The 20,653-nt window shown below is 65.6% G+C and carries 18 protein-coding genes; 11 read left to right on the top strand and 7 right to left on the bottom strand.

The window, feature by feature from the left end; translation table 11 throughout:
- Positions 1-52: 52 nt before the first annotated feature.
- Both CEY05_RS16225 and CEY05_RS16220 read right to left on the bottom strand, forming a co-directional pair.
- Complete coding sequence (locus tag CEY05_RS16225) at positions 53-1,567, bottom strand: aldehyde dehydrogenase family protein (protein ID WP_088599387.1); 1,515 nt, start codon at positions 1,565-1,567, stop codon at positions 53-55.
- An 87-nt stretch (positions 1,568-1,654) separates the two neighbouring features.
- Positions 1,655-2,944: an FAD-binding oxidoreductase gene (locus tag CEY05_RS16220; RefSeq protein ID WP_088599386.1), complete on the bottom strand. Its 1,290-nt coding sequence runs from the start codon at positions 2,942-2,944 to the stop codon at positions 1,655-1,657.
- A 141-nt stretch (positions 2,945-3,085) separates the two neighbouring features.
- Between CEY05_RS16220 and CEY05_RS16215 the strand changes: the two genes are divergently transcribed.
- Positions 3,086-3,988 (top strand): LysR family transcriptional regulator, encoded by a 903-nt coding sequence (locus CEY05_RS16215; RefSeq protein WP_088599471.1) that lies wholly within the window; start codon positions 3,086-3,088, stop codon positions 3,986-3,988.
- Positions 3,989-4,016: 28 nt separating this feature from the next.
- On the opposite strand, the gene CEY05_RS16210 is transcribed toward CEY05_RS16215, so the two are convergent.
- Positions 4,017-4,847 (bottom strand): carboxylesterase, encoded by an 831-nt coding sequence (locus CEY05_RS16210; RefSeq protein WP_233161540.1) that lies wholly within the window; start codon positions 4,845-4,847, stop codon positions 4,017-4,019.
- A 204-nt stretch (positions 4,848-5,051) separates the two neighbouring features.
- Positions 5,052-5,897, bottom strand: coding sequence for an IclR family transcriptional regulator (locus CEY05_RS16205; RefSeq protein WP_088599385.1), 846 nt, complete (start codon positions 5,895-5,897; stop codon positions 5,052-5,054).
- 199 nt (positions 5,898-6,096) lie between these two features.
- Between CEY05_RS16205 and CEY05_RS16200 the strand changes: the two genes are divergently transcribed.
- The 7 genes from CEY05_RS16200 to CEY05_RS16170 all read left to right on the top strand — a co-directional run bounded on the left by CEY05_RS16200 (position 6,097) and on the right by CEY05_RS16170 (position 13,267).
- Positions 6,097-7,206: an ABC transporter ATP-binding protein gene (locus CEY05_RS16200; protein WP_088599384.1), complete on the top strand. Its 1,110-nt coding sequence runs from the start codon at positions 6,097-6,099 to the stop codon at positions 7,204-7,206.
- A 1-nt stretch (position 7,207) separates the two neighbouring features.
- Entirely contained in the window at positions 7,208-8,116 is a 909-nt protein-coding gene (locus tag CEY05_RS16195; protein WP_088599383.1) for an ABC transporter permease, read from the top strand.
- A 14-nt stretch (positions 8,117-8,130) separates the two neighbouring features.
- Positions 8,131-8,925, top strand: a complete 795-nt coding sequence (locus CEY05_RS16190) for an ABC transporter permease (protein WP_088599382.1) — start codon at positions 8,131-8,133, stop codon at positions 8,923-8,925.
- A 1-nt stretch (position 8,926) separates the two neighbouring features.
- The gene (locus CEY05_RS16185) at positions 8,927-9,295 is read left to right on the top strand and encodes a (2Fe-2S)-binding protein (RefSeq protein ID WP_088599381.1); all 369 of its coding nucleotides are present in this window, start codon (positions 8,927-8,929) and stop codon (positions 9,293-9,295) included.
- A 92-nt stretch (positions 9,296-9,387) separates the two neighbouring features.
- Complete coding sequence (locus tag CEY05_RS16180; RefSeq protein ID WP_088599469.1) at positions 9,388-10,947, top strand: NAD(P)/FAD-dependent oxidoreductase; 1,560 nt, start codon at positions 9,388-9,390, stop codon at positions 10,945-10,947.
- Positions 10,944-12,116 (top strand): FAD-binding oxidoreductase, encoded by a 1,173-nt coding sequence (locus tag CEY05_RS16175; RefSeq protein ID WP_088599380.1) that lies wholly within the window; start codon positions 10,944-10,946, stop codon positions 12,114-12,116. Before CEY05_RS16180 ends, CEY05_RS16175 begins: the two co-directional genes overlap by 4 nt.
- 101 nt (positions 12,117-12,217) lie before the next feature.
- Positions 12,218-13,267: an ABC transporter substrate-binding protein gene (locus CEY05_RS16170; protein WP_088599468.1), complete on the top strand. Its 1,050-nt coding sequence runs from the start codon at positions 12,218-12,220 to the stop codon at positions 13,265-13,267.
- A 95-nt stretch (positions 13,268-13,362) separates the two neighbouring features.
- On the opposite strand, the gene panB is transcribed toward CEY05_RS16170, so the two are convergent.
- Complete coding sequence (gene panB / locus CEY05_RS16165; protein ID WP_088599379.1) at positions 13,363-14,211, bottom strand: 3-methyl-2-oxobutanoate hydroxymethyltransferase; 849 nt, start codon at positions 14,209-14,211, stop codon at positions 13,363-13,365.
- A 362-nt stretch (positions 14,212-14,573) separates the two neighbouring features.
- Here panB and CEY05_RS16160 point away from each other — a divergent pair, with 362 nt between their 5' ends.
- On the top strand, positions 14,574-16,016 hold the full coding sequence (locus CEY05_RS16160; protein WP_088599378.1) for a DUF1254 domain-containing protein: 1,443 nt from the start codon (positions 14,574-14,576) through the stop codon (positions 16,014-16,016).
- 82 nt (positions 16,017-16,098) lie between these two features.
- Here CEY05_RS16160 and ubiA read toward each other — a convergent pair whose 3' ends face one another.
- Positions 16,099-17,025, bottom strand: coding sequence for a 4-hydroxybenzoate octaprenyltransferase (gene ubiA, locus CEY05_RS16155; RefSeq protein WP_088599377.1), 927 nt, complete (start codon positions 17,023-17,025; stop codon positions 16,099-16,101).
- Positions 17,026-17,027: 2 nt separating this feature from the next.
- The gene (locus tag CEY05_RS16150) at positions 17,028-18,233 is read right to left on the bottom strand and encodes a PLP-dependent aminotransferase family protein (protein WP_088599376.1); all 1,206 of its coding nucleotides are present in this window, start codon (positions 18,231-18,233) and stop codon (positions 17,028-17,030) included.
- 259 nt (positions 18,234-18,492) lie between these two features.
- Here CEY05_RS16150 and CEY05_RS16145 point away from each other — a divergent pair, with 259 nt between their 5' ends.
- Positions 18,493-18,987 carry a GAF domain-containing protein gene (locus tag CEY05_RS16145; RefSeq protein ID WP_088599375.1) on the top strand — a complete coding sequence of 165 codons (495 nt, stop codon included), beginning with the start codon at positions 18,493-18,495 and terminating at the stop codon, positions 18,985-18,987.
- 482 nt (positions 18,988-19,469) lie between these two features.
- A complete protein-coding gene (dapA, locus tag CEY05_RS16140; protein ID WP_233161539.1) occupies positions 19,470-20,405 on the top strand; it encodes a 4-hydroxy-tetrahydrodipicolinate synthase in 936 nt (311 codons plus the stop codon).
- Positions 20,406-20,653 lie beyond the last annotated feature (248 nt).

Raw genomic sequence — 20,653 nt, 5'->3', positions numbered from 1 at the left:
GACGTACGTGCCAGGGAATCGGGTGGCACACGCCGCGCTCAGACGCTGAAAATCACACGCTGAAATCCACGCCCTGGGCCAGCGGCAGCTCGCGCGAGTAGTTGATGGTGTTGGTGGCGCGCCGCATATAGGCCTTCCACGCATCCGAACCCGACTCGCGACCACCGCCGGTGTCCTTGTCGCCGCCGAACGCACCGCCGATTTCCGCGCCGGACGTGCCGATGTTGACGTTGGCGATGCCGCAGTCCGAACCGCTGGCCGACAGGAAGCGTTCCGTCTCACGCAGGTCATTGCCGAACACGGCCGAGGACAAGCCTTGCGGCACGCCGTTCTGCATGTCCAGCGCATCGTCGAAGGACTCGTAGCTCATCACGTAGAGGATGGGCGCGAAGGTCTCATGGCATACGGTGGCGGTTTGCGCGGGCATTTCCACGATGGCCGGCCGCACGTAATAGCCTTGCGGATAGCGATCGGCCAGCACGCGCTCGCCGCCGAAGACCTGGCCGCCTTCCTTGCGGGCGCTTTGCAGCGCGGCCTGCATGCCGTCGTAGGCGCCCTGGTCGATCAGCGGACCGATCAAGGTCTTGCCTTCGGTGGGATCGCCGATGGTCAGCTTTTCATAGGCCTGCTTCAAACGCGTCACCAGCGTGTCGCGCACGCTGCTGTGCACGATCAGGCGGCGCGTGGTGGTGCAGCGCTGACCTGCCGTGCCGACGGCGGCAAACAGCACGCCGCGCACCACCAGGTCCAGGTCGGCCGAGGGCGTGACGATGACCGCATTGTTGCCGCCCAGCTCCAGCAGGGAGCGGCCGAAACGTTGCGCCACGCGCGGACCGACTTCGCGGCCCATGCGGGTGCTGCCCGTTGCCGACAGCAGAGCCACCTTGGGATGATCGACCAAGGCTTCGCCCACTTCACGCATGCCCTGGACCACTTGCGACAGATGGGCCGGCGCCTTGCCGAAGCGCTGTGCCACGCGTTCGAACAAGGTCTGGCAGGCCAGCGCGGTAAGCGGCGTCTTCTCCGACGGCTTCCACACCACGGCGTCGCCGCAGACGATGGCCAGGGCGGTATTCCACGACCACACCGCAACCGGGAAGTTGAACGCGCTGATCACGCCCACCACGCCCAAGGGATGCCAGGTCTCCATCATGCGATGGCCGGGACGTTCGGAAGCGATGGTCAGGCCATAAAGCTGACGCGACAGGCCGACCGCGAAGTCGCAGATGTCGATCATTTCCTGCACTTCGCCCAGGCCTTCGGTAAGGATCTTGCCCGCCTCCAGCGAGACCAGGGTACCCAGGGCCTGCTTGTGCTCGCGCAGTTCTTCAGCGAACTGGCGGATGAGTTCGCCGCGCACCGGTGCCGGTACCACGCGCCACGCCAGGAAAGCCTGATGGGCACGTTCGACGGCGGCGGCGACATCGGTCGCGCTATCGGTTTTCACGGCACCGATCTGGCTGCCGTCGATGGGCGACTTCGATGCCAGCGCGCCCTGCTGGAACGCAGTGGCGGCCACGCCCAGTTTCTGCATGGCATCCTGGACTTGGGTTGCGGTAGTGGTCATGGCATGTATTCCATTGAAGTTGCGGATCGCGGCGCGGCCATCAGGCGCGCGTCGCGGCGATTCGATTCCGTGGAGGGTTCGAGCGTATCATCGCGCGCCCACACCGTGTATCAGGCGCGCGCCAAATTCGTACCAGCACTCGCGCGTGCGTCGCAGTGTCGCGCGCTGGATGGTCGTGACCGGCAGCGGCAGATCCGCTTCGGTCCTGGTTCCCAACACCAGCCTTGCCAGTTCCCGTCCCAGCACCGTGCCGGGGGCAATGCCACGGCCGTTGTAGCCGCTGAAGGAAAGGGTGTTGCGGGCGGGCCGATGCAGGCGCGGCAGGGCGTCGGCGGTCATGCCTATGGTGCCGTACCACTCGTGTTCGAAGGGGATGTCCTTGAGCGCCGGGTACAACTTCGCCAAGGCGCGGCGGCCCCACTGCGTGTGGATGTGCATGCCGGCGCCCGACAGGTCGCCCACGCTGCCGAAGACCAGGCGGCCGGCGGCGTCGTAGCGGAACGAGGACAGCACCTGCCGGGTATCCCACACGCCCTGGCATTCCGGCAGGATCTGTTTGCGCAATGCGGGGTCCAGCGGCACGGTGGCCATATTGAAATAGGGCAGACGCACCAGCTCCGTGCGCAGGCTGGCCCACGGCCCGTCCAGAGCGCTATAAGCATTGCTGGCCACGACGACCCAGCGCGCATGGACGGTTGCGCCGCTACGCGTGCGCAGTTCCCAATGCGTTTGCCGATCGCGCGCTGCCGTCACCGGACTGTGCGTATGCACGCTGGCGCCGGCGTTCAAGGCGGCGCGTGCCAGGCCGCGCGCATAGGCCAGCGGCTGTATGGTGCCGGCACGCAGGTCCAGCAGCGCGCCGTGATAGGCGTCGGTACCGGTCTTGGCGCGTGCCGCGGCAGCATCGAGCAACTGCACGGGGGCTTTCAGCGCGGTCCATTGGCGGGCGCGTTCAGCCAGTTCCTTCAGCCCGGCCTGACTGGCCGCGCAATGCAGGGTGCCGACGCGCAGCGCCTGGCAGGCTATGCCGTGGCGCTGTATCAGGTCGAACACCAGATCGGGGGCATTGCCCAGCGTGTCGAGCAGCCGGGCGCCGTAGGTCTCGCCGAGCACCTTGGGCAGTTCGGCGGGCATGACCCACATGCCCGCATTGACCAGCCCGACATTGCGGCCGGAACCGCCGAAGCCGATTTCCTCCCCCTCCAGCACGGTGACGCGCGCGCCGCCCTCGGCCAGGTGCAAGGCCGCGGACAGGCCGGTGTAGCCGGCGCCGACGATGGCGACGTCCACCGTCTGATCCGCTTGCAGCGGTGATGTGGGGGGCGCGGGCGGCGCCGTGCTTTCCCACAAGCCATGCGAATGGCGGTCGTTCTTCATCAGGGTTATCCCCAGCCCTTGAATCGGTAGGTCATGCGCACCAGTCATCAACTGAAGCTGCAGTAAGGCATTCTGTGCGCCGGCGCCCTATGCGTCAAACGATGTTCCTGCCTGATGTCATGCGGATATAGAATGACCCCCATGTCGCTCATACGCCGCTTCCTGCCCCCCACCGCCGAACTTTGCGCCTTCGAGGCCGCGGCGCGGCGCCAGAGTTTCACCGCCGCCGCGGAAGAACTGAACCTGACGCAGAGCGCCGTCAGCCGGCAGATCCGTTCACTGGAAACGTTGCTCGGCGCCGACCTTTTCATCCGCGAGCGCCAGGCGGTGCGGTTGACGGTGGCGGGCGAGGCTTTCTCCCACGAAGTCCGCGAGGCCCTGCAACGCATCGCCACCGCCACCTTGGGATTCCGTGCCAATCCGCGCGGCGGCACGGTCAATCTGGCCGTGCTGCCGACGCTGGGGGCGCGCTGGCTGACACCGCGTCTGCCGGATTTCATGCAGACGCATCCTGACATCACGGTCAACCTCATCACCCGCTTCGAGTCCTTCGATTTTCAGGCCGGGGCGCTGGACGCGGCGATTCATTTCGGTGCCGACCACTGGCCCGGCGCGCGCCTGGACTTCCTCATGGAAGAGACCGTGGTGCCGGTGTGCAGCCCGCATCTGAAGGCGCGCCATCGTTTCGCCGTGGCGGCGGACCTGGCCACCGCGCCGTTGCTGCACCTGGTGTCGCGCCCCGATGCGTGGGAGCGCTGGTTCGATGCCATGGGGGTGCCGGTCACCGAGGTGCACGGCATGCTGGTCGACCAGATCGTCTTCGCGGCGCAGGCGGCCATCGCCGGCATGGGGGTAGCGGTGCTGCCCAGGTTTCTCATCGAAGACGAACTGAAGCGCGGCGATCTGGTGCTGGCGGTGGACAAGCCCTTGCGCAGCCAGGGCAGCTACTACCTGGCGTGGCCGCCGGGCAAGCAGGACTTCGCCCCGTTGCAGGCTTTTCGACTATGGCTGCTGGCGCAGGCTGCCGCTGTGCAGGCTACGTAGCTTACGTCGCCTGCACCAGTTGTACCGCTTACGTCGGCATGAGGCCCGGCCGGCGCAGGCGGACCACCTTGGGATGATCGTCGTTGAGGCGCACGGCTTCGCGGATCGGCTTGTAGGCGCGATCGGCAATGAAATTCGTCACGCTGTGCATGACATGTCCGCGTTCATTGTCCACGCAGATCATGTGATAGCTGTTGTCCAGCAAGTGCAGCGTGCTGCCTTCGATACGCTGGTGCAGCGCATGCGCCGATTCCGGCGAAGTCAATTCGTCTTCGGTCGCGTGCATGATCATCAAGGGACAGCGCAGCTTATCCAGCTTGCGCCACACCATGGCACGCAGGCGATCGGCCTCGCGCACGGCGCACAAAGGCACCCAGGGATAGTGGAAGGCATCGCCGCGCTTCAACATGCCGCGCACCAGGCGGCGGATACGTTCGTTCCTGATGCCGTAGGGTTCGCGCTCGTGCACGCGCCAACTGCGCGCGACGGCCGGGATGCGATAGAGGACATGGCGTATCGCGCGATACCAGGGCACGCCCCAGCCATCCAGGCTCAGGGGCGCGGCCAGCACCGCCAGCTTGCCCTTCGAATGGCCCGTCCTCTTGCAGACCTCGATCGCCAGCAATGCGCCCAGGCACATGCCGACCACATGCAGGGTGTCGTATTGCGCCGAGAGACGCAGGTATTCGACGGTGACCGCGTCGAGCCAATCTTCGGTGCGTACGCCCACCAGGTCCTCGGGGCGCGTACCGTGGCCGGGCAAGGCGACGACGTATGCATCGACGCCGCTTTCTTCCAGGGACGTGCGCAGACGGCCGAGGTCGTATTCCGTGCCGCCCAGTCCGTGTATGAGAAGCACGGCGGGGCGTTGGGGTTTTTCTGTGGATGGCTTATTCGATTGCGGGCCGGGTAACGGCATGCCCTGTTTTTGTTCGTGATTCATGGCACATACTCTTGATCGTCGGGAGTGGATGACGATGAGGAGTGTGCTGCGGCCGCACAATTGCAGCGACGCGATTCACGATGATTCGCCGTGCGAAATTTCCCATTCGACCGGGACGGCTCATTCGCGGTTGCCGGTGCCCAGGAATTGGCTGGGCCGGCGCAGGGCGGGATCGAAGGGATTGATCTGCGCGCCCATGGCCCGCGCTTCCCGGTGCAGCATCTCGACGATGAGCGGCAAGCGCTCCGGGCTCATGCGTTCCGACGGCGCGGCCACGCTGAGCGCCGCAACCGTTTCCCCGTTGCGGTCTTTGACAGGCACGGCCAGCCCGGCGATGCCCGGGAACAGGCCTGGGCCGCTGCTGAAGACGTAGTCGTTGTCCAGGCATTCCTTGATTCGCACGCGCATGGATATCTCATCGATGAAACCCAGGTGATGCAGGCGCGGAATGTTGAAGCGCATGACCTCTTCGCGTTCCTCGGCTGGCAGGCATGCCAGCAGGATCAGGCCGGCCTGGCCCAGGCCCAGCGGCACGCGGCCGCCGATGTCGCCGCTATGCGAGCGCACCGGGAAAGGACCATCGATGCGATCCAGGCAGATGGCGTCGAAGCCGTGCCGCACCAGGATGAAGACAGTGTCGTTGAGCATGCCGCACAGGCGCAGCAGGGAAGGGCGATACACCTCGCGCAGATTGGAACGGAAGCGGCCCGACGTTGCGGCCAAGGCATAGAAAGCCACGCTCAATTGATAGGCCTTGCTGTTGGCCGGCTGCTCCACCATGTCTTCCTGCATCAAGGCCTGCAGCACGCGATGCGTGGTGGCGGGCGCCTGGCTGGCGCGGGCCGCGATATCGGTCAGGCGCAGCTTTTCGCCCTTGGCGTCGGCAAGCACGCGCAGCACGGAAAAGGCACGTTGAAGTACGCCCTGCCCGGCACTGTCGCTGTCGCCCTTCTCTTCTTTCGCCATGTTATGAATTCCGATAGTGAAAATTAGCTGCCGTTTAAATCTGCGGAAATTCTACTACTCAGAATATCTTGGAGAAAAATTCACGTACCCGGAAAACCCTAATTGACCGTCTTTCGCACCGAATCCTAGACTGGGCCGCATCTTCTCCCCGTTTTCCCTGAACGGTCCTCTCGGGCTCAAGGGGGCAGCAAGGCGTTCCATGTCATTTCTCCAGCTGGAAAAAATCTCCAAGAGCTACGGCGACCTGCAGGTCGTGCGTGATCTCGACCTCAGCGTCGAGCAGGGGGAATTCGTGTCCCTGCTGGGACCGTCGGGTTGCGGCAAGACCACTACCCTGCAGATGATCGCGGGCTTTGCCGATGTCACCCGCGGGCGCGTGATCCTGGATGGGCGCGACATCACGTATGCCAAGCCCAACAGCCGCGGCCTGGGCATCGTGTTCCAGAGCTATGCCTTGTTCCCGCACATGACCGTGCGCGACAACGTCGACTTCGGCCTGTTGATGCGCAAGGTGGACAAGACTGAACGTGCCGAACGCGTGGCCGAGGCGCTGGCCCTGGTCAAGCTGGACAAGCACGGCGACCGCTATCCGCGCGAGTTGTCCGGCGGCCAACGCCAGCGCGTGGCGCTGGCGCGAGCCCTGGTGATCCGGCCGCCGGTGTTGCTGCTGGACGAGCCCTTGTCCAATCTGGACGCCAAGCTGCGCGAAGACATGCAGTACGAGCTGCGCAGCATCCAGCGCAAGACCGGCACCACCACCATCATGGTGACGCACGACCAGTCCGAGGCGCTGTCGATCAGCGACCGCATCGTCGTCATGCAGGACGGCCGCGCGACCCAGGTGGATCAACCCTATCGGATGTACGAACATCCCCGCAGCGAATTCATTTCCAACTTCGTCGGCAAGTCCAACCTGCTGCGCGGCGCGGTGACCCGCGTCGGCGTCGAAGCCGAGGTCAGCTGCGGCGCCTTGGCGCTGGCGGTCGAAGGCGCCGGTTTGCGCGCGGGCGATGCCGTCCAGGTATCGCTGCGGCCGGAAAAGCTGGTGCCGGTGCAGCCGGGCCAGGGCAAGCTGGACGCTTCGGTGGCCGGCCGCTATTTCCTGGGTAGCCAGTGGATGTACGAGATGGATACGCCGGTGGGCACGCTGACGGTGCTCACGCCCAATGACGGCAGCGCGCCGCACGAGAACGGCGCGCGGGTGGGCCTGGACTGGGCCGCCGGCGTGGTGCGGGTGCTGCCCGTTGCGCCTGGCGCGGCCGGCGCGTCGTCCGTGCTGTCGGTTCCTTCCGTCCCGCAGGAGGCTTGAGATGGCCGCGGGGACTTCTTCCACACCGCCGCCGGCGGCGCCGATCCTGCGTAGCGGTCCGCCGCCGCGGCTGGAAGGCTTGCCGGCGATCCTGGGCTCCATTCCACTGTCGCTGCTGTTCCTGACGCTGGTGATCACGCCACTGGGTCTGACCGTGGTGCTGTCGTTCAGCCCCTTCGACTACAACAAGGGCGTGCTGCCGGGCCATACCCTGGCGCATTACGCCATGGTGTTCAGCGATCCGTATTTCCTGGGCATCTTCTGGCGTACGTTCTGGATCGCCGGTGTGACCACCTTGATCTGCGTGCTGGTCGGCGCGCCCGAGGCCTACATCTTGTCGCGCATGCGCAAGCCGTGGCGCTCCATCTTCCTGCTGGTGGTGCTGTCGCCGCTGCTGGTCTCGCTGGTGGTGCGGGCCTTCGGCTGGAGCATGCTGCTGGGGCCGGCCGGTCCCCTGGGCAAGGCCGCGCAGGCCTTGGGCCTGGGCTCGCTGTTGTACACCCCCACCGCCATCATCATCGGCCTGGTGCACGTGATGTTGCCTTTCATGGTGATCCCGGTGTGGACGTCGCTGCAGAAGCTGGATCCCGCCGTGGAGCAGGCGGCTTATTCTCTCAATGCGTCGCGCTTGCAGACCTTGCTGCGCGTGGTGCTGCCGCAGACCGCGCCGGGCATCCTGTCGGGCAGCCTGATCGTGTTCGGCTTGAGCGCCAGTTCCTTCGCCATTCCGGCGCTGCTGGGCGGGCGTCGCCTGAAGATGGTCGCCACCATCGTCTACGACGAATTCCTGACCGAATTGAATTGGCCGCTGGGCGCGGCCATCGCTATTCTGCTGCTGGTGGCAAATGTGATCATCATGATGGCCTATAACCGCGTCATCGAACGTTCCTACCGGCGCAGCCTGGGCTGACTGGATACCTGACCATGCAAAAAAACGGTCCCTTCGCGCTGGCGTTCAACTTCCTGGTGGTGGCTTTCGTCCTGGCGCCGCTGGTGGTGGTGTGCCTGGTGGCTTTTACGCCGGCATCCACGCTGACCATACCCACTACCGAATTTTCCTTGCGCTGGTTCCATGCGGTGTTCGAGCATGCGGACTTCATGCAGTCCTTTCGCAACAGCTTGTGGTTGGCGACGCTGTCGGCAACGTTCTCGGTGTGCCTGGCCGTGCCGGCTGCCATCGCGATCACGCGCTATCGCTTTCCTGGACGCGACCTGTTGAACGGCTTGTTCCTGTCGCCGCTGATGATTCCGCATCTGGTGCTGGGGGTGGCGTTGCTGCGTTTCTTCGCGTTGATCGGGCAGACCGGCAGCTTTGCTTGGCTGGTGGTCAGCCATACCGTCATCGTCACGCCTTATGTGTTGCGCCTGGTGATCGGCGCGCTGGTCGGCTTCGACCGTTCCATCGAGCATGCGGCCCTGTCGCTGAATGCCAGCCGCGCGACGGTCTTCTGGCGCATGACGCTGCCCTTGATCATTCCTGGTGTATCGGGCGGGTGGCTGCTTGCCTTCATCAACAGCTTCGACGAATTGACCATGTCGGTGTTCATCACGTCGCCGACCACGATCACGCTGCCGGTACGCATGTATATGTACGCCACCGAATCGATCGATCCGATGATGGCCGCGGTGTCGGCGCTGGTGATCGCATTGACCGCGTTGACCATGCTGTTGCTGGACCGCGTCTATGGCCTGGATCGCGTGCTGGTGGGACAGAAATAGGATGCCGATACTCAAACGCCTGACTGAAACGGCGCGCGCGCCGGTCGCGTTCACGCTGGATGGCGCGCCGGCCCAGGCCCTGATGGGCGATACCGTGTTGACGGCGGTGCTCACGCACATCGACCGCGTGCGCCGTTCCGAATTCGGCGGCGGCCCGCGCGCGGGTTTCTGCATGATGGGCGCGTGCCAGGATTGCTGGATGCAGCTGGAAGACGGTGGCCGCTTGCGGGCCTGTACGACGTTCATCGAACCGGGGATGAGACTGCTGTCGCAATGGCCGGAGGCATGGCAGCCTGCCGCGGCGGCTGCGCTTGAGTTGCAGCCACAGCCTGCGCCGCCGTCCGCAAGCGATCCGGAGGAGCGACTGTGAACGGTTTCGTCGCGCCAAATTTTGGAGTGACGACGGCCGCGCCTGGCGCGCCGGCTACGCTGGGCACATCGACGGCCCCGTCCCGCCCCACTGTGCAAGATCTCCAACCCGTCATCATCGGTGCCGGCCCGGCCGGTATCCGCGCCGCGCAGGCATTGGTCGCGGCCGGCCTGCGGCCGATCGTGCTGGACGAGAGCCTGCGTGCCGGCGGCCAGATCTATCGGCAGCCGCCCGCCGCGCCAGGCTATACGCGCACGCCTGCGACGCTGTACGGCTTCGAACATCGCAAGGCGACCCGCCTGCATCGCCTGATGGCGCAGCTGGCGCCGAGCATCGATTACGAACCTGGCTCGCTGGTGTGGAACCTGGCGGACGGCGTGCTGGACGTCATGCGTGACGGCAGCAGCCGGCAGGTGCCGTATCGCCACCTGATCATCGCCACGGGCGCGACGGACCGCGTCCTGCCCATGCCCGGTTGGCTGACGCCAGGCGTCTACACACTTGGCGGCGCGCAGGTTGCGTTGAAGTACCAAGGCTGTGCCATCGGCAGCCGGGTCGTGTTCATGGGTACGGGTCCCTTGCTTTACCTGGTGGCGTATCAATACGCCAAGGCCGGCGCGCATGTCGCGGCGGTGCTGGATACGGCCCGCTTCAAGGATCGTCTCGTGGCCTTGCCGGGCCTGCTGCGTGCGCCCGTGCTGCTGGCCAAGGGGCTGTACTACATGGCCTGGCTGCGCCGCCACGGCGTGACGCTGCATGAAGGTGTTCGGCCTTTGCGCGTTGTGGGCGATACCCGTGTCGAAGCCGTTGAATTCCAGGCCGGCACGCAGACCATGACCGTTGCGTGCGACGCGCTGGGCTTTGGCCTGGGCTTGCGTTCGGAAACCCAGTTGGCCAGCCTGGCGGGCTGCCGCTATGCCTTCAACGCGCGCGATCGCGCATGGCTGCCTACCCACGATGCGGCAGGTCGCTCATCGGTGGCGGGCGTATATCTGGCGGGCGACGGTGCCGGCATTGCCGGTGCGGACGCCGCCGAGCTATCGGGCGAGCGGGCCGCGCTGGCCCTGCTGCAGGACATGGGCCGGCAGGTCGACCCTCGGCATGTCCGTAGTCTGGATGGCAAGCTGCTGCGCTGGCAGCGCATCCGTGACGCATTGGAGCGCGCCTTCCCCTTCCCGGATGACTGGGCTGCCGGCATCGAGGATGACGTCATGGTCTGCCGCTGCGAAGAAATCTCCGCCGGTACGCTGCGCGCGTCCGTCGCAGGCCAGGGGACGCAGGAATTGAATCGCTTGAAAGCGCTCACGCGCGTCGGCATGGGCCGCTGCCAGGGCCGCATGTGCGGCGCCGCCGCGGCCGAAGTGCTGGCGCATGCCTGCGGCGTCGGCCCCGACCAGGTCGGCCGCCTGCGTCCGCAGCCACCGGTCAAACCCATCCCCATCCACATAGTGATGATGGCCACCCCCGGAACCGCGGCCGCTGCGACGTCGTCAACGCCCGCCGCACCCGCGACGCCTATCGCGTCCACAACGCTCGCCCCGTCTGCCGTGCCTGCAGTAGCGGTAGTGGCATCCGCTGCTGATACCGCGGCGCACGACGCCGCCCGGGCCGTTGTCCCTGCCGCAACGGAGTCTGTGGAGGTCCACCGCTGATGGAACGCATAGACACCGAAGTCGCCATCATCGGCGGCGGCATCGTTGGCGGCAGTGCGGCCCTGTTCCTGCGCCGCCGCGGCGTGCCCGTCACGCTGCTGGAGGCGGCCGCTTGCGGTGCCAAGGCCAGCGGCGTGAACTACGGCGGCGTGCGCCGCCAGGGCCGCCCCATCGAGCAGATGCCGCTGACCCGCCGCGCCCATGAACTGTGGGGCCAACTGCCCACCCTCATCGACACCGATGGCGAATACCTGCGGTCCGGCCATTTGAAGCTGGCCCGAACCGAAGCCGACATGGCCGCGCTGGAAACCTATCGCCAGGCCACGCGCGGCTACGGCATGCACCTGCGCATGCTGAACCGTGCGGATCTGCAGCGCGACTATCCCTGGCTGGGCGAAGAAGTGACAGGCGGCTCATTCTGCCCGGAAGACGGCCACGCCAACCCGCGCCTGGTCTCGCCGGCCTTCGCCCGCGCCGCGCAGGCCGCCGGCGCCGTGGTGCGCGAATCCACATCGGTCACCAGCGCCGTCCACGATGGCCGGCAGTTCATCGTGCGCGCCGGCACCACGCTGGAAGTGCGCGCATCCTTCCTGCTGAATTGCGCGGGCGCCTGGGCCGGTGCTTTCGCCGAGTCCTTCGGCGAAGCGGTGCCGGAAACCTCGATCCATCCCCTGATGATGGTGACCGAGCCCCTGCCGCCCTTCATGGCAGTAAGCCTGGGCATACAGGGCGGCGGCATCTACGCGCGCCAGGTAACGCGCGGCAATTGCGTCATCGGCGGCGGCCGTGGCCTGTCGGTGGGCACCGACTACGCACGCCCCGGCCAGCGCGACATCCCGGCCTTGTTGTCCAACGCCGCCGCCTTGCTCAGGCCGCTGCGCGGCGCACAGGTGATCCGTTTCTGGACCGGCGTGGAAGGCAGCATGCCCGACCACAATCCGGTGCTGGGGCCCAGCCGTACGACGCCGGGCCTGTTCCACGCATTCGGCCTGTCCGGTGCCGGCTTCCAGGTCGGCCCGGCGATAGGCGAAGTGCTGTCGCAGCTGGTGGTCGACGGCCATACCGAAATACCCCTCGATGCATTCCGCATCGATCGATACGCGGCTGCCGCTCATGAGGCCGCTTGTCCAGGTCATCCGTTACGTGAGCAAACGCTGGAGGCATCATGACCATCGATACCCATCGCGGCCGCAAGGTGCGCAAGCCGGGCACCGCCCCGGCGCAGAAATCCATCCGCCCGGCCGCCGGGGCGGTCCCGTCCGTCCCGTCAATGCGCAAAGGGCTGCTCGCCAGCTTGCTGGCCGGCTTCCTGGCCATGACCGCCTTGTCGGCCACCGCCATGGCGGAACAGAAGACCCTCTACGTCGGCATGAATGGCGGCGATATGGAGCGGGCCTTCACCCAGAATGTCTTCCCGGCGTTCGAGAAGGCCAACAACGTCAAGATCGTCGTCGTGCCCGGCACGTCGACCGAAGTGCTGGCCAAGGCACAGGCGTTCAAGGACAAGCCGCAGATGCACGTCATGTTCCTGGACGACGGCGTGATGTCGCGCGCCATCTCCATGGGCTTGTGCGAGAAGATCCAGGACAGCGCCGTGCTGCAGCAGCTGTATCCCGCCGCCGTCATGAAGGACGGCATGGCCGCCGGCATCGATACCGGCATGACGGGCCTGGGCTACAACACCCACATCTTCAAGGACAAGGGCTGGGCGCCGCCCACTTCGTGGATGGACCTGGCCGATGCCAAGTACAAGGGCAAGGTGGTGTTCCAATCCGCCGCCAGCAGCACCTTCGGCCTGCATGCTTTCCTGATGTTCAATCGCATCCTGGGCGGTAATGACCAGAACGTCGAGCCGGGTTTCGCCAAGTGGAGTTCGTCCATCGGTCCCAACGTCCTGGAATACATCACGAACTCGGCCAAGCTGGCGGAGATGATCCAGTCCGACGAGGCCGCCATCTTCCCGCTGACGCCGACGGCCATCGCACGCTTGAAGAAACGCGGCATCCCGGTGGAGTACGCGCAGCCCAAGGAAGGCTCGGTGATCCTGGTGGTGGGTGAATGCGTGGTCGCCAAGAATTCGGAGCCGGAGCTGTCGCAGAAACTGGCCGCCTACCTGCTGTCCAAGGAGGCGCAGGAAGCGGCGCTGGAATACGGCGGCCACTTCCCGTCCAACCGCAACGTCACGGGTACCGGCGACAACGTGGCGGTGCTCAAGCAATTCCAGGAGTACATGGCCAATGCCAAGGTGCTGGATTGGGACGCCATCAACGCGACCCGCGCGGCGTTCAACGCCCGCTGGAATCGCGTGATGGAACGTTGATCGAAAGCATCACCAGAAGGTGTGCTCCGGCTCGATCTGTCAGCGCTATGGCAATCATGCTCCGGCGATCGCGCGGAGCATTGGCCTCGTAACGATCAATACGTGTGCTCGGGCGCCGGGAAGCTGCCGTCCTTGACCGCCCGCACATAGGCGGTCACGGCGGACTGGATGCTGTCGGCGCCTTCCATGAAGTTGCGCACGAAGCGCGCCTTGCGGCCGGGGAAGACGTTCAGCATGTCGTGCAGTACCAGCACTTGGCCGGAGCACCCCGCACCCGCACCGATACCGATGGTGGGTATGCCCACCTCGGCGGTGATCTCGGCCGCCAGCGTGGCAGGCACCATTTCATAAAGCAGCATGGTGGCGCCTGCGTCGCGCGCGGCGCGTGCCTGTTGCTTCAGGTGCGACGCACTGGCGTCATCCTTGCCCTGCACGCGATAGCCGCCCAGCGCATGCACGAACTGCGGTGTCAGGCCCATGTGGGCGCACACCGGAACGCCGCGTTCGGCCAGGAAGGCGATGGTGTCGGTGAACCACGACGAACGCTGGTCCAGGCCTTCGATCTTGATCATCTGCGCGCCGGCCGCCATCAAGGCCGCCGAGCTGGCATAAGCCTGCGCGGGCGATTCCTGGTAGCTGTTCCAGGGCAGGTCCGCCAGCACCCACGCGCTGCGGTTGCCGCGCGCCACGCATTGCGTGTGATAGATCATGTGTTCCAGCGTCACCGGCAGCGTGGATGCCTGGCCCTGCACCACGTTGCCCAGCGAGTCGCCGATCAGCAGGATGTCCACACCGCACTGGTCCAGTAGCGCCGCGAAGCTGGCGTCGTAGCAGGTGAGCATGGCGAGCTTCTCGCCCTGCTTGTGCATGGCCTGCAATTGGGCGAGGGTGATGGGTTTGCGGTCGGCGGGAGTCGCCGTGCCGCTGGCTGCGGTGGGGTACATAGGCAAACCTTCTTCCAGGTGACTCGGTCGCCAGCTTCTGGCGGCCGTCGGCGCGGTGGCGCGCCGAAGAGCTTCATTCTAGTGCTTATACGCACAAGTTTGGTGCATTGCGGCATTGCCCGCGGGGGGCATATGGAAAGGTCGAGCAACAGCGCAGGCCGGGTACAAGGGTAGGGGCAGACAGGTCACGTGGCGGACGGGTAGCAATTCGACGGGACGTAGAAATCCAAAAGGATTGCGCCGCCTCCGCCGTTTTTCATGCTTTTCTCCACCCTATCTCAACCCTTCATCCAGGTCGGACAGCGAGGCGCCGTCGCTAAAATTTTCCTTAGCCGTGCCGGTGCGCGGACAAGGTGAACCGCATGATCTGGCGCCGCATTTCCCGACGACTGGCATGTTTCTTCCTGGCGGGTGGGCTCGCGGGCGGCTCCCTTGCGCAAGCCCCTGCTGACGTAAGCCCGCAGGAGGCCCGCAGCATCGCCGCCGATGGCTATCTCTATGCCTATCCCTTGATGGTGATGGAGATCGCTCGCCGCATCCAGACCAATGTCGTCGATCCCGACATGCGTCTGGGTACCGGTGCGCCGCTCAATCGTTTCACGCACATGGCCCGCCTGCCCGATCCGCTGCTGCATGACATCGGCCCCACGCCGGATATCGACGTGCTGTGGTCCTCGATGTGGTTCGACGTGGCGCGCGAGCCGCTCGTCATCGACGTGCCCAACGCGAAGGGGCGCTACTTCATGATGACGGTGGCCGATATGTGGTCCGATGTATTCGCTGCCCCCGGCACCAGGACTACGGGCGCGGGCGAAGGCGTCCGTTGCTATGCGATCGTCGCACCGGACTGGCGCGGCAAGTTGCCGCGCGGCGTCGAACTGCTGCGCGCGCCCACGTCCAGCGGCTGGCTGCAGGTGCGTATCGCCCTGGATGGGGCTGGCGATCTGGCGGCTGCCCAGGCTTTCCAGGCCGGTCTCAACGCGATGCCGTTCTCGAATTGGCGCAAGAAGGGCGCTACCCCACAGCCGGGGAAGTATGACGTGGCGCTGCTGCGCCGCCCGCCTGACGAACAGGTGGCCGGCATGAGCCCCGAGGACTATTTCGCCACCTTTGCCGAATTGGCTGGCCGCTATGCGCCGCACGACAACGACACGCCGATCCTGCAGCGCCTGCGCAGGATCGGCATCGAGCCCGGCAGCCGTTTCGAATTCAAGCGCCTGCCCGCCGTCTTGCAGACCGCCATCGAGCAGGGCGTGCAGGCAGGCCAGGCGCAGGTGCGTTCCCCGCCGGAGCCGCGCGCGGGCAATGTTGGCCTGATCATGCCGCTGAAGCGGCGCGGCAGCTACGGCACGGATTACGCCTTGCGGGCGCGTTCGATGCGGCCGGGTTACAGTCCCGCGCCCTGGGTGGCACCGCTGAGCGACGACATGGTCCAGGTGCGTGCCGATACCGATACTGATGGCCGTTTGCTGGACGGCACGTTCCGCTACGAGATCCGCTTCGAGAGGAAGCAGTTGCCGCCGGTGCAGAGTTCCTGGTCGATCACGCTGTACAACGATCGCGACGAGTTGCTCGACAACCTGGGCAATCGCCATGCCGTGCGGATGCGCGACAAGATCAATGTCGAGGAGGATGGGACGGCGACGATCTACCTGCAGTACGAGCAACCGCTGGCCGAGCGCACGCGCAACTGGCTGCCGGCGCCGCAAAGCGGGCACTTCTCATTGGTCATGCGCCTGTATTGGCCGCAGGACGCGGCCGTGGAAGGAACCTGGAAACCGCCACAGATCCGCCGGCTGCGTTAAGTTCAGCATCGCCACGACCAAGAAAAAGCGCGCCACGCTTGTCACAGCGTGGCGCGCATCATTCTGCGTCAGATGACCAGACCTATGCAGCCAGACCGCCCGCTACCGATGCGGCGACCAGCATCACGCCCACCCACAGGTTGGCACGGAACAGGCCCAGGCCCAGTTCGGGACGGCGGATGTCGAAGCGCAGCAGTTGCCAGATCAGATGGATCGCGATCAGGCCCATGCCGACGTAATACGGCCAACCCATGCCGACGCCCCAACCGCCCAGCGTCCACAACACCATGGTGGCCACGTAGAACGCACCCACCCACGTCTTGCCGGCATCGCCGAAGCGCAAGGCGGTGGAGTGCAGCCCCAGGCGGCGATCGTCGCGCACGTCGATGTACGCATAGATCGTGTCGTAGCCGATCTGCCACGCGATGGTGCCGACGTACACCGCGATGGCGCCCCAGGGCACCATGCCGCGCGTGTCCGACCAGGCCATCAGCATGCCCCAGTTGAAGCATACGCCCAGCACGGCTTGCGGCCAGTAGGTGAAGCGCTTGCACAACGGGTAGATGACCACGATGGGCAGCAAGGCCACCGCCAGCCAGCGGCTCATGGGATTGATGAAAAACAGCAGGGACGCGCACACCGCCAGCTGCGCCAGCAGGAACCAGAGCGCCTTGCGCAGCGTCAGCTGCCCGCTGGTCAAGGGCCGATAGCGCGTGCGTTCGACATGCTTGTCGATGTCGCGATCGAAGATATCGTTCAGCGTGCAGCCGATGCCGCGCATCAGCAGCGCGCCCAGCGAGAACACCACCAGGCGCAGCAGGTCCGGCCAACCGGCCGCTGCCTGCCCCAGCGCGGCCAGCGCCGGCAGCAGGGTCAGCCAGGTACCGATAGGCCGGTCCAGCCGGCATAGCCGCGCATAGGGACCCCATGAACGCGGCAGCCAGCGCGCCACCCAGTCATCGAAAACGATGTCGTTCAGATCGATGGGGCTGGATGATTGCTGCGCCATCGTCACGCGAGCTGGGCCTTGATCAGGCGGCCCAGCGTCGCCACGCCGGTGCGGATCTTGTCTTCCGGCACGGTGACGAAGGACAGGCGCAGCGTGTTGCGCGGCGCCGGCGCGTTGGCGTAGAACGGTTCGCCGGGAACGAAGGCGACCTTCTCTTCGATGGCCTGTTGCAGCAATACCTGGGTGTCGATGCCTTCGGGCAGCGTGACCCAGATGAACATGCCGCCTTCCGGACGCGTCCAGGTGGCCGACGACGGGAATTCCTTCTGCAGCGCATCCAGCATGTAGTTGCATTGCTGGCGATACAGCTCGCGCACGGTCGGCAGATGGGAGTCCAGGAAGCCGTCCTTGACGATTTCATACACGGCCATCTGCGTCAGCGTGGCGGTGTGCAGATCGGTGGCTTGCTTGGCTTGCACCAGCTTGTCGATCAGCTTGCGCGGGGCGGCGATATAGCCCAGGCGCAGGCCGGGGGCCAGCACCTTGGAGAAGGAACCCATGCGGATCACCAGGGCGTTGGCTTCGCCGCCCAGGGCCAGCAGGCTGGGTTCGGGTTCGCCGGCATAGCGCAATTCGCCGTAGGGATCGTCCTCGACCACGGGCAGGCCCAGGGCGGCGGCGCGTGCGATCAGGTCCTGGCGACGCTGGCGGCTGAGCGTGCGGCCGGTGGGGTTCTGGAAGTTGGGCAGGGCGTACAGGAAGCGGGCGCCCTTGGTGTTTTCTTCGGTCAGGGCTTGCGGCACCAGGCCGCCTTCGTCCGAGTCCACCGACACGAAACGCGGCTGGTACAGGCTGAACGACTGCAGCGCACCCAGGTAGCTGGGGGTCTCGACCAGCACCTTGCTGTCCTTGTCGATCAGCACCTTGCCCAGCAGGTCCAGGGCCTGTTGCGAGCCGGAGACGATGAGGATGTTTTCCGGCGCCACGTTGGCGCCCTTGCTGTTCAGGTCGTTGGCGACCCAGGAACGCAGGGGGGCGTAGCCTTCGGTGGGGCCGTATTGCAGGGCCGCGCGGCCGTTCGAAACCAGTACCTTGTCGAAGGCTGCCCGTACGACGTCTACCGGAAATCCGCTCGGGGCCGGCAGGCCGCCCGCGAAGGAAATAATGTCCGGGCGCTCGGTTACCTTGAGAATCTCGCGGATGGCGGAGCTGGTCAGTTGGGTGGCGCGTTCAGAAAAGGAACATTCAGGTTCGAAAGGCTTGTCCATGGATCGGTCTTAGGCTCAAAGAACAAAAGCAATACGGTGCATTCAACCGGCCGCCCCCATGGGCGGCGAAGGAGCATTGTCCCACTTTTACAAAAAAACGCTCGGGGGAAGGAGGGCGGGGCGGGCATCCGGTGCCCTGGGAACCGGCCCCGTTTATGGATACGGCCCGGGACTGGCGTAAAGTTGCGGTTTCATGGACCGGTAGGGGTCGTTGCCCGGCCGGAGTTGTCTCGCAATCGCCACATCCTGGCCATATCTCATGTTCACCATCGCCACGCCGTCCACCCAAGATAAAGCCGGCCTGTACGCCGAAGTCACCGCGCAAGCCCGCGCGCTGCTGGACGGCGAGCACGACCGCATCGCCAATGCCGCCAACCTGGCGGCGCTGGTCTACCGCACGCTGCCGGACCTGAACTGGGCCGGCTTCTATTTCTTCGACGGCCAGGAGCTGGTGCTGGGGCCTTTCCACGGCAATCCGGCTTGCGTGCGCATCACGCTGGACCGCGGTGTCTGCGGTGCGGCTGCCAGCCAGCGCCAGACCCAAGTGGTGGCGGACGTGCATGCCTTCCCCGGCCACATCGCCTGCGACGCGGCATCCCGCTCGGAAATCGTCGTGCCCCTGGTGGTGGGCGATCGTTTGATCGGTGTCTGGGATGTCGACAGCCCCATCCCCAGCCGCTTCGACGAGACCGACCGCGTCGGCATGGAGGCGCTGTGCAAGGTCTATCTGGACAGCCTCAAGGCCGCTGGGTAATATCGTCGGCAATCCGGCTGCAGCGTCGTCGGATACCGGACACGAGTCGGCGACCGTGGGGTGCGGTTTATTGCAACCAGCGCATCGCCAATCCGTGAATATCCGGGCGCAATGCGCGGGATCCGCGCAAGACAGACCTGCGGTTCGCCGCACATTCTTCCCTATATGCCCTTTCATGCTTTCCTCGCCAACGTTCTCTCTGCCTCCGGCAGGGGTGACGCACGCCTGGTCAGCCTGAAAAAATCCAAAAAACAGCCGCTCGTCTGACCGGAGCTGCTGTTCCGTCAGAAGAGCGACGGAACAGCCAGCGGCCAGCAGCATGGCGGTGGCGACAGGGCAGCAATCCAAATCCCCCCCGTGGCGCTTCTTGCGGACTTTCATCGGTCTTCGCACAGGAAGTTATCGCCATGTTCAACGCTCGCCCGCATTACCCCGCGCAGGATCCTCAGCCAGTCTCTTCGCGAGACCCGTTGCAAAGTCCAGTGCAGGATTCTCTCCACGCCGCCCTGCACGGCCGCCGGCGTGCCCCTTTCCATGGCATCTGGGTGCCATTGATCACGCCCTTCGCCGGCCAGCAAGTCGACCATCCCGCGCTGCGCCGCCTGGTGCGCCATTACCGCCGTGCCGGCGTGCACGGCCTGGTGGCCTGCGGCACCACGGCCGAGGCAGCCGCCATGGACGTGGCCGAGCAGGGAGAAGTGCTGGACACCATCCTGGCCGAAGCCGGCGCCACGCCGGTGGTCATGGGCATCGCGGGCAACAACTTGCGGCAAGTGCAGGCGCGCGCCCGCGAGTGGGGCACGCGGCCGATTGCGGGCCTGCTGGCGACGGCGCCGTACTACATCCGGCCCAGCCAGGCAGGCTTGCTGGATTGGTTCACGGCCTTGGCCGACACCGCGCCGGCGCCACTGGTCATGTACGACATTCCCTATCGCACCGGCGCCACGCTGGAGCTGGCGACGCTGCTGCAGCTGGCGGGACATCCCAACATCGCCGCCATCAAGGATTGCGGCGGATCGCTGGACAAGACCATTGCTTTGATTGCGGACGGGCGGCTGGCGGTGTTGGCAGGTGAGGACCTGCAGGCCTTGACCACCCTGTGCCTGGGCGGACGGGGCGTCATCGCGGCGTCGGCGCATGTGCGGCCGGATCTGTACGTGGCGCTATACGAAGCCGTACAGTCCGCGCGCCTGGACGATGCGCGTGCGGTGTTCCACGCCTTGGCGCCGGTCATCCGCCTGCTTTACGCTGAACCCAACCCGGGCCCCGTCAAGGCCCTGCTCGGTCGCCTGCACGGTTTCGACGGCGCGGTCCGCGCACCTTTGATCGCTCCCGACGCGAACCTGCTGCATCGATTGGAAGCCGCCGTCGCAGCCTTGCAGCCTGTCAACGCTGATGCGACCGTCGCAGTCGCCTAGGAAATCGGCAGCTGTTGGAGTGGAGAATTTTTATTTATGGGGGATACCCCCATCCCCCCTTTTCTTGGGCTAGCGCCCTTATGGCCGCCACAGTCTCTCCCAACTCGTTGCTAACCGGTGGAGGAAATTTTTCGATGATCGACAGACAGACCGCAGCCCAGGGGCGCTAGCCAAAGAGGGGGGCGATGGGGACTCCCCCAATCATCAAAAACTTTTTCACTGCTGGCCCCGCGTTGTCCGAGCAACCT

The sequence above is a fragment of the Achromobacter sp. HZ34 genome, assembly GCF_002209485.1.
Lineage (GTDB): Bacteria > Pseudomonadota > Gammaproteobacteria > Burkholderiales > Burkholderiaceae_B > Bordetella_C.
Note: the sequence above shows the minus strand (reverse complement) of the source record. Positions and strands in the feature narration are given on the sequence as shown.

Excerpts from the sequence above, each read along its gene's own strand:
- CEY05_RS16225 (WP_088599387.1), bottom strand. The coding sequence starts at position 1,567 with ATGACCACTACCGCAACCCAAGTCCAGGATGCCATGCAGAAACTGGGC.
- CEY05_RS16220 (WP_088599386.1), bottom strand. The coding sequence starts at position 2,944 with ATGAAGAACGACCGCCATTCGCATGGCTTGTGGGAAAGCACGGCGCCG.
- CEY05_RS16215 (WP_088599471.1), top strand. The coding sequence starts at position 3,086 with ATGTCGCTCATACGCCGCTTCCTGCCCCCCACCGCCGAACTTTGCGCC.
- CEY05_RS16205 (WP_088599385.1), bottom strand. The coding sequence starts at position 5,897 with ATGGCGAAAGAAGAGAAGGGCGACAGCGACAGTGCCGGGCAGGGCGTA.
- CEY05_RS16200 (WP_088599384.1), top strand. The coding sequence starts at position 6,097 with ATGTCATTTCTCCAGCTGGAAAAAATCTCCAAGAGCTACGGCGACCTG.
- CEY05_RS16195 (WP_088599383.1), top strand. The coding sequence starts at position 7,208 with ATGGCCGCGGGGACTTCTTCCACACCGCCGCCGGCGGCGCCGATCCTG.
- CEY05_RS16190 (WP_088599382.1), top strand. The coding sequence starts at position 8,131 with ATGCAAAAAAACGGTCCCTTCGCGCTGGCGTTCAACTTCCTGGTGGTG.
- CEY05_RS16185 (WP_088599381.1), top strand. The coding sequence starts at position 8,927 with ATGCCGATACTCAAACGCCTGACTGAAACGGCGCGCGCGCCGGTCGCG.
- CEY05_RS16170 (WP_088599468.1), top strand. The coding sequence starts at position 12,218 with ATGCGCAAAGGGCTGCTCGCCAGCTTGCTGGCCGGCTTCCTGGCCATG.
- panB (WP_088599379.1), bottom strand. The coding sequence starts at position 14,211 with ATGTACCCCACCGCAGCCAGCGGCACGGCGACTCCCGCCGACCGCAAA.
- CEY05_RS16160 (WP_088599378.1), top strand. The coding sequence starts at position 14,574 with ATGATCTGGCGCCGCATTTCCCGACGACTGGCATGTTTCTTCCTGGCG.
- ubiA (WP_088599377.1), bottom strand. The coding sequence starts at position 17,025 with ATGGCGCAGCAATCATCCAGCCCCATCGATCTGAACGACATCGTTTTC.
- CEY05_RS16150 (WP_088599376.1), bottom strand. The coding sequence starts at position 18,233 with ATGGACAAGCCTTTCGAACCTGAATGTTCCTTTTCTGAACGCGCCACC.
- CEY05_RS16145 (WP_088599375.1), top strand. The coding sequence starts at position 18,493 with ATGTTCACCATCGCCACGCCGTCCACCCAAGATAAAGCCGGCCTGTAC.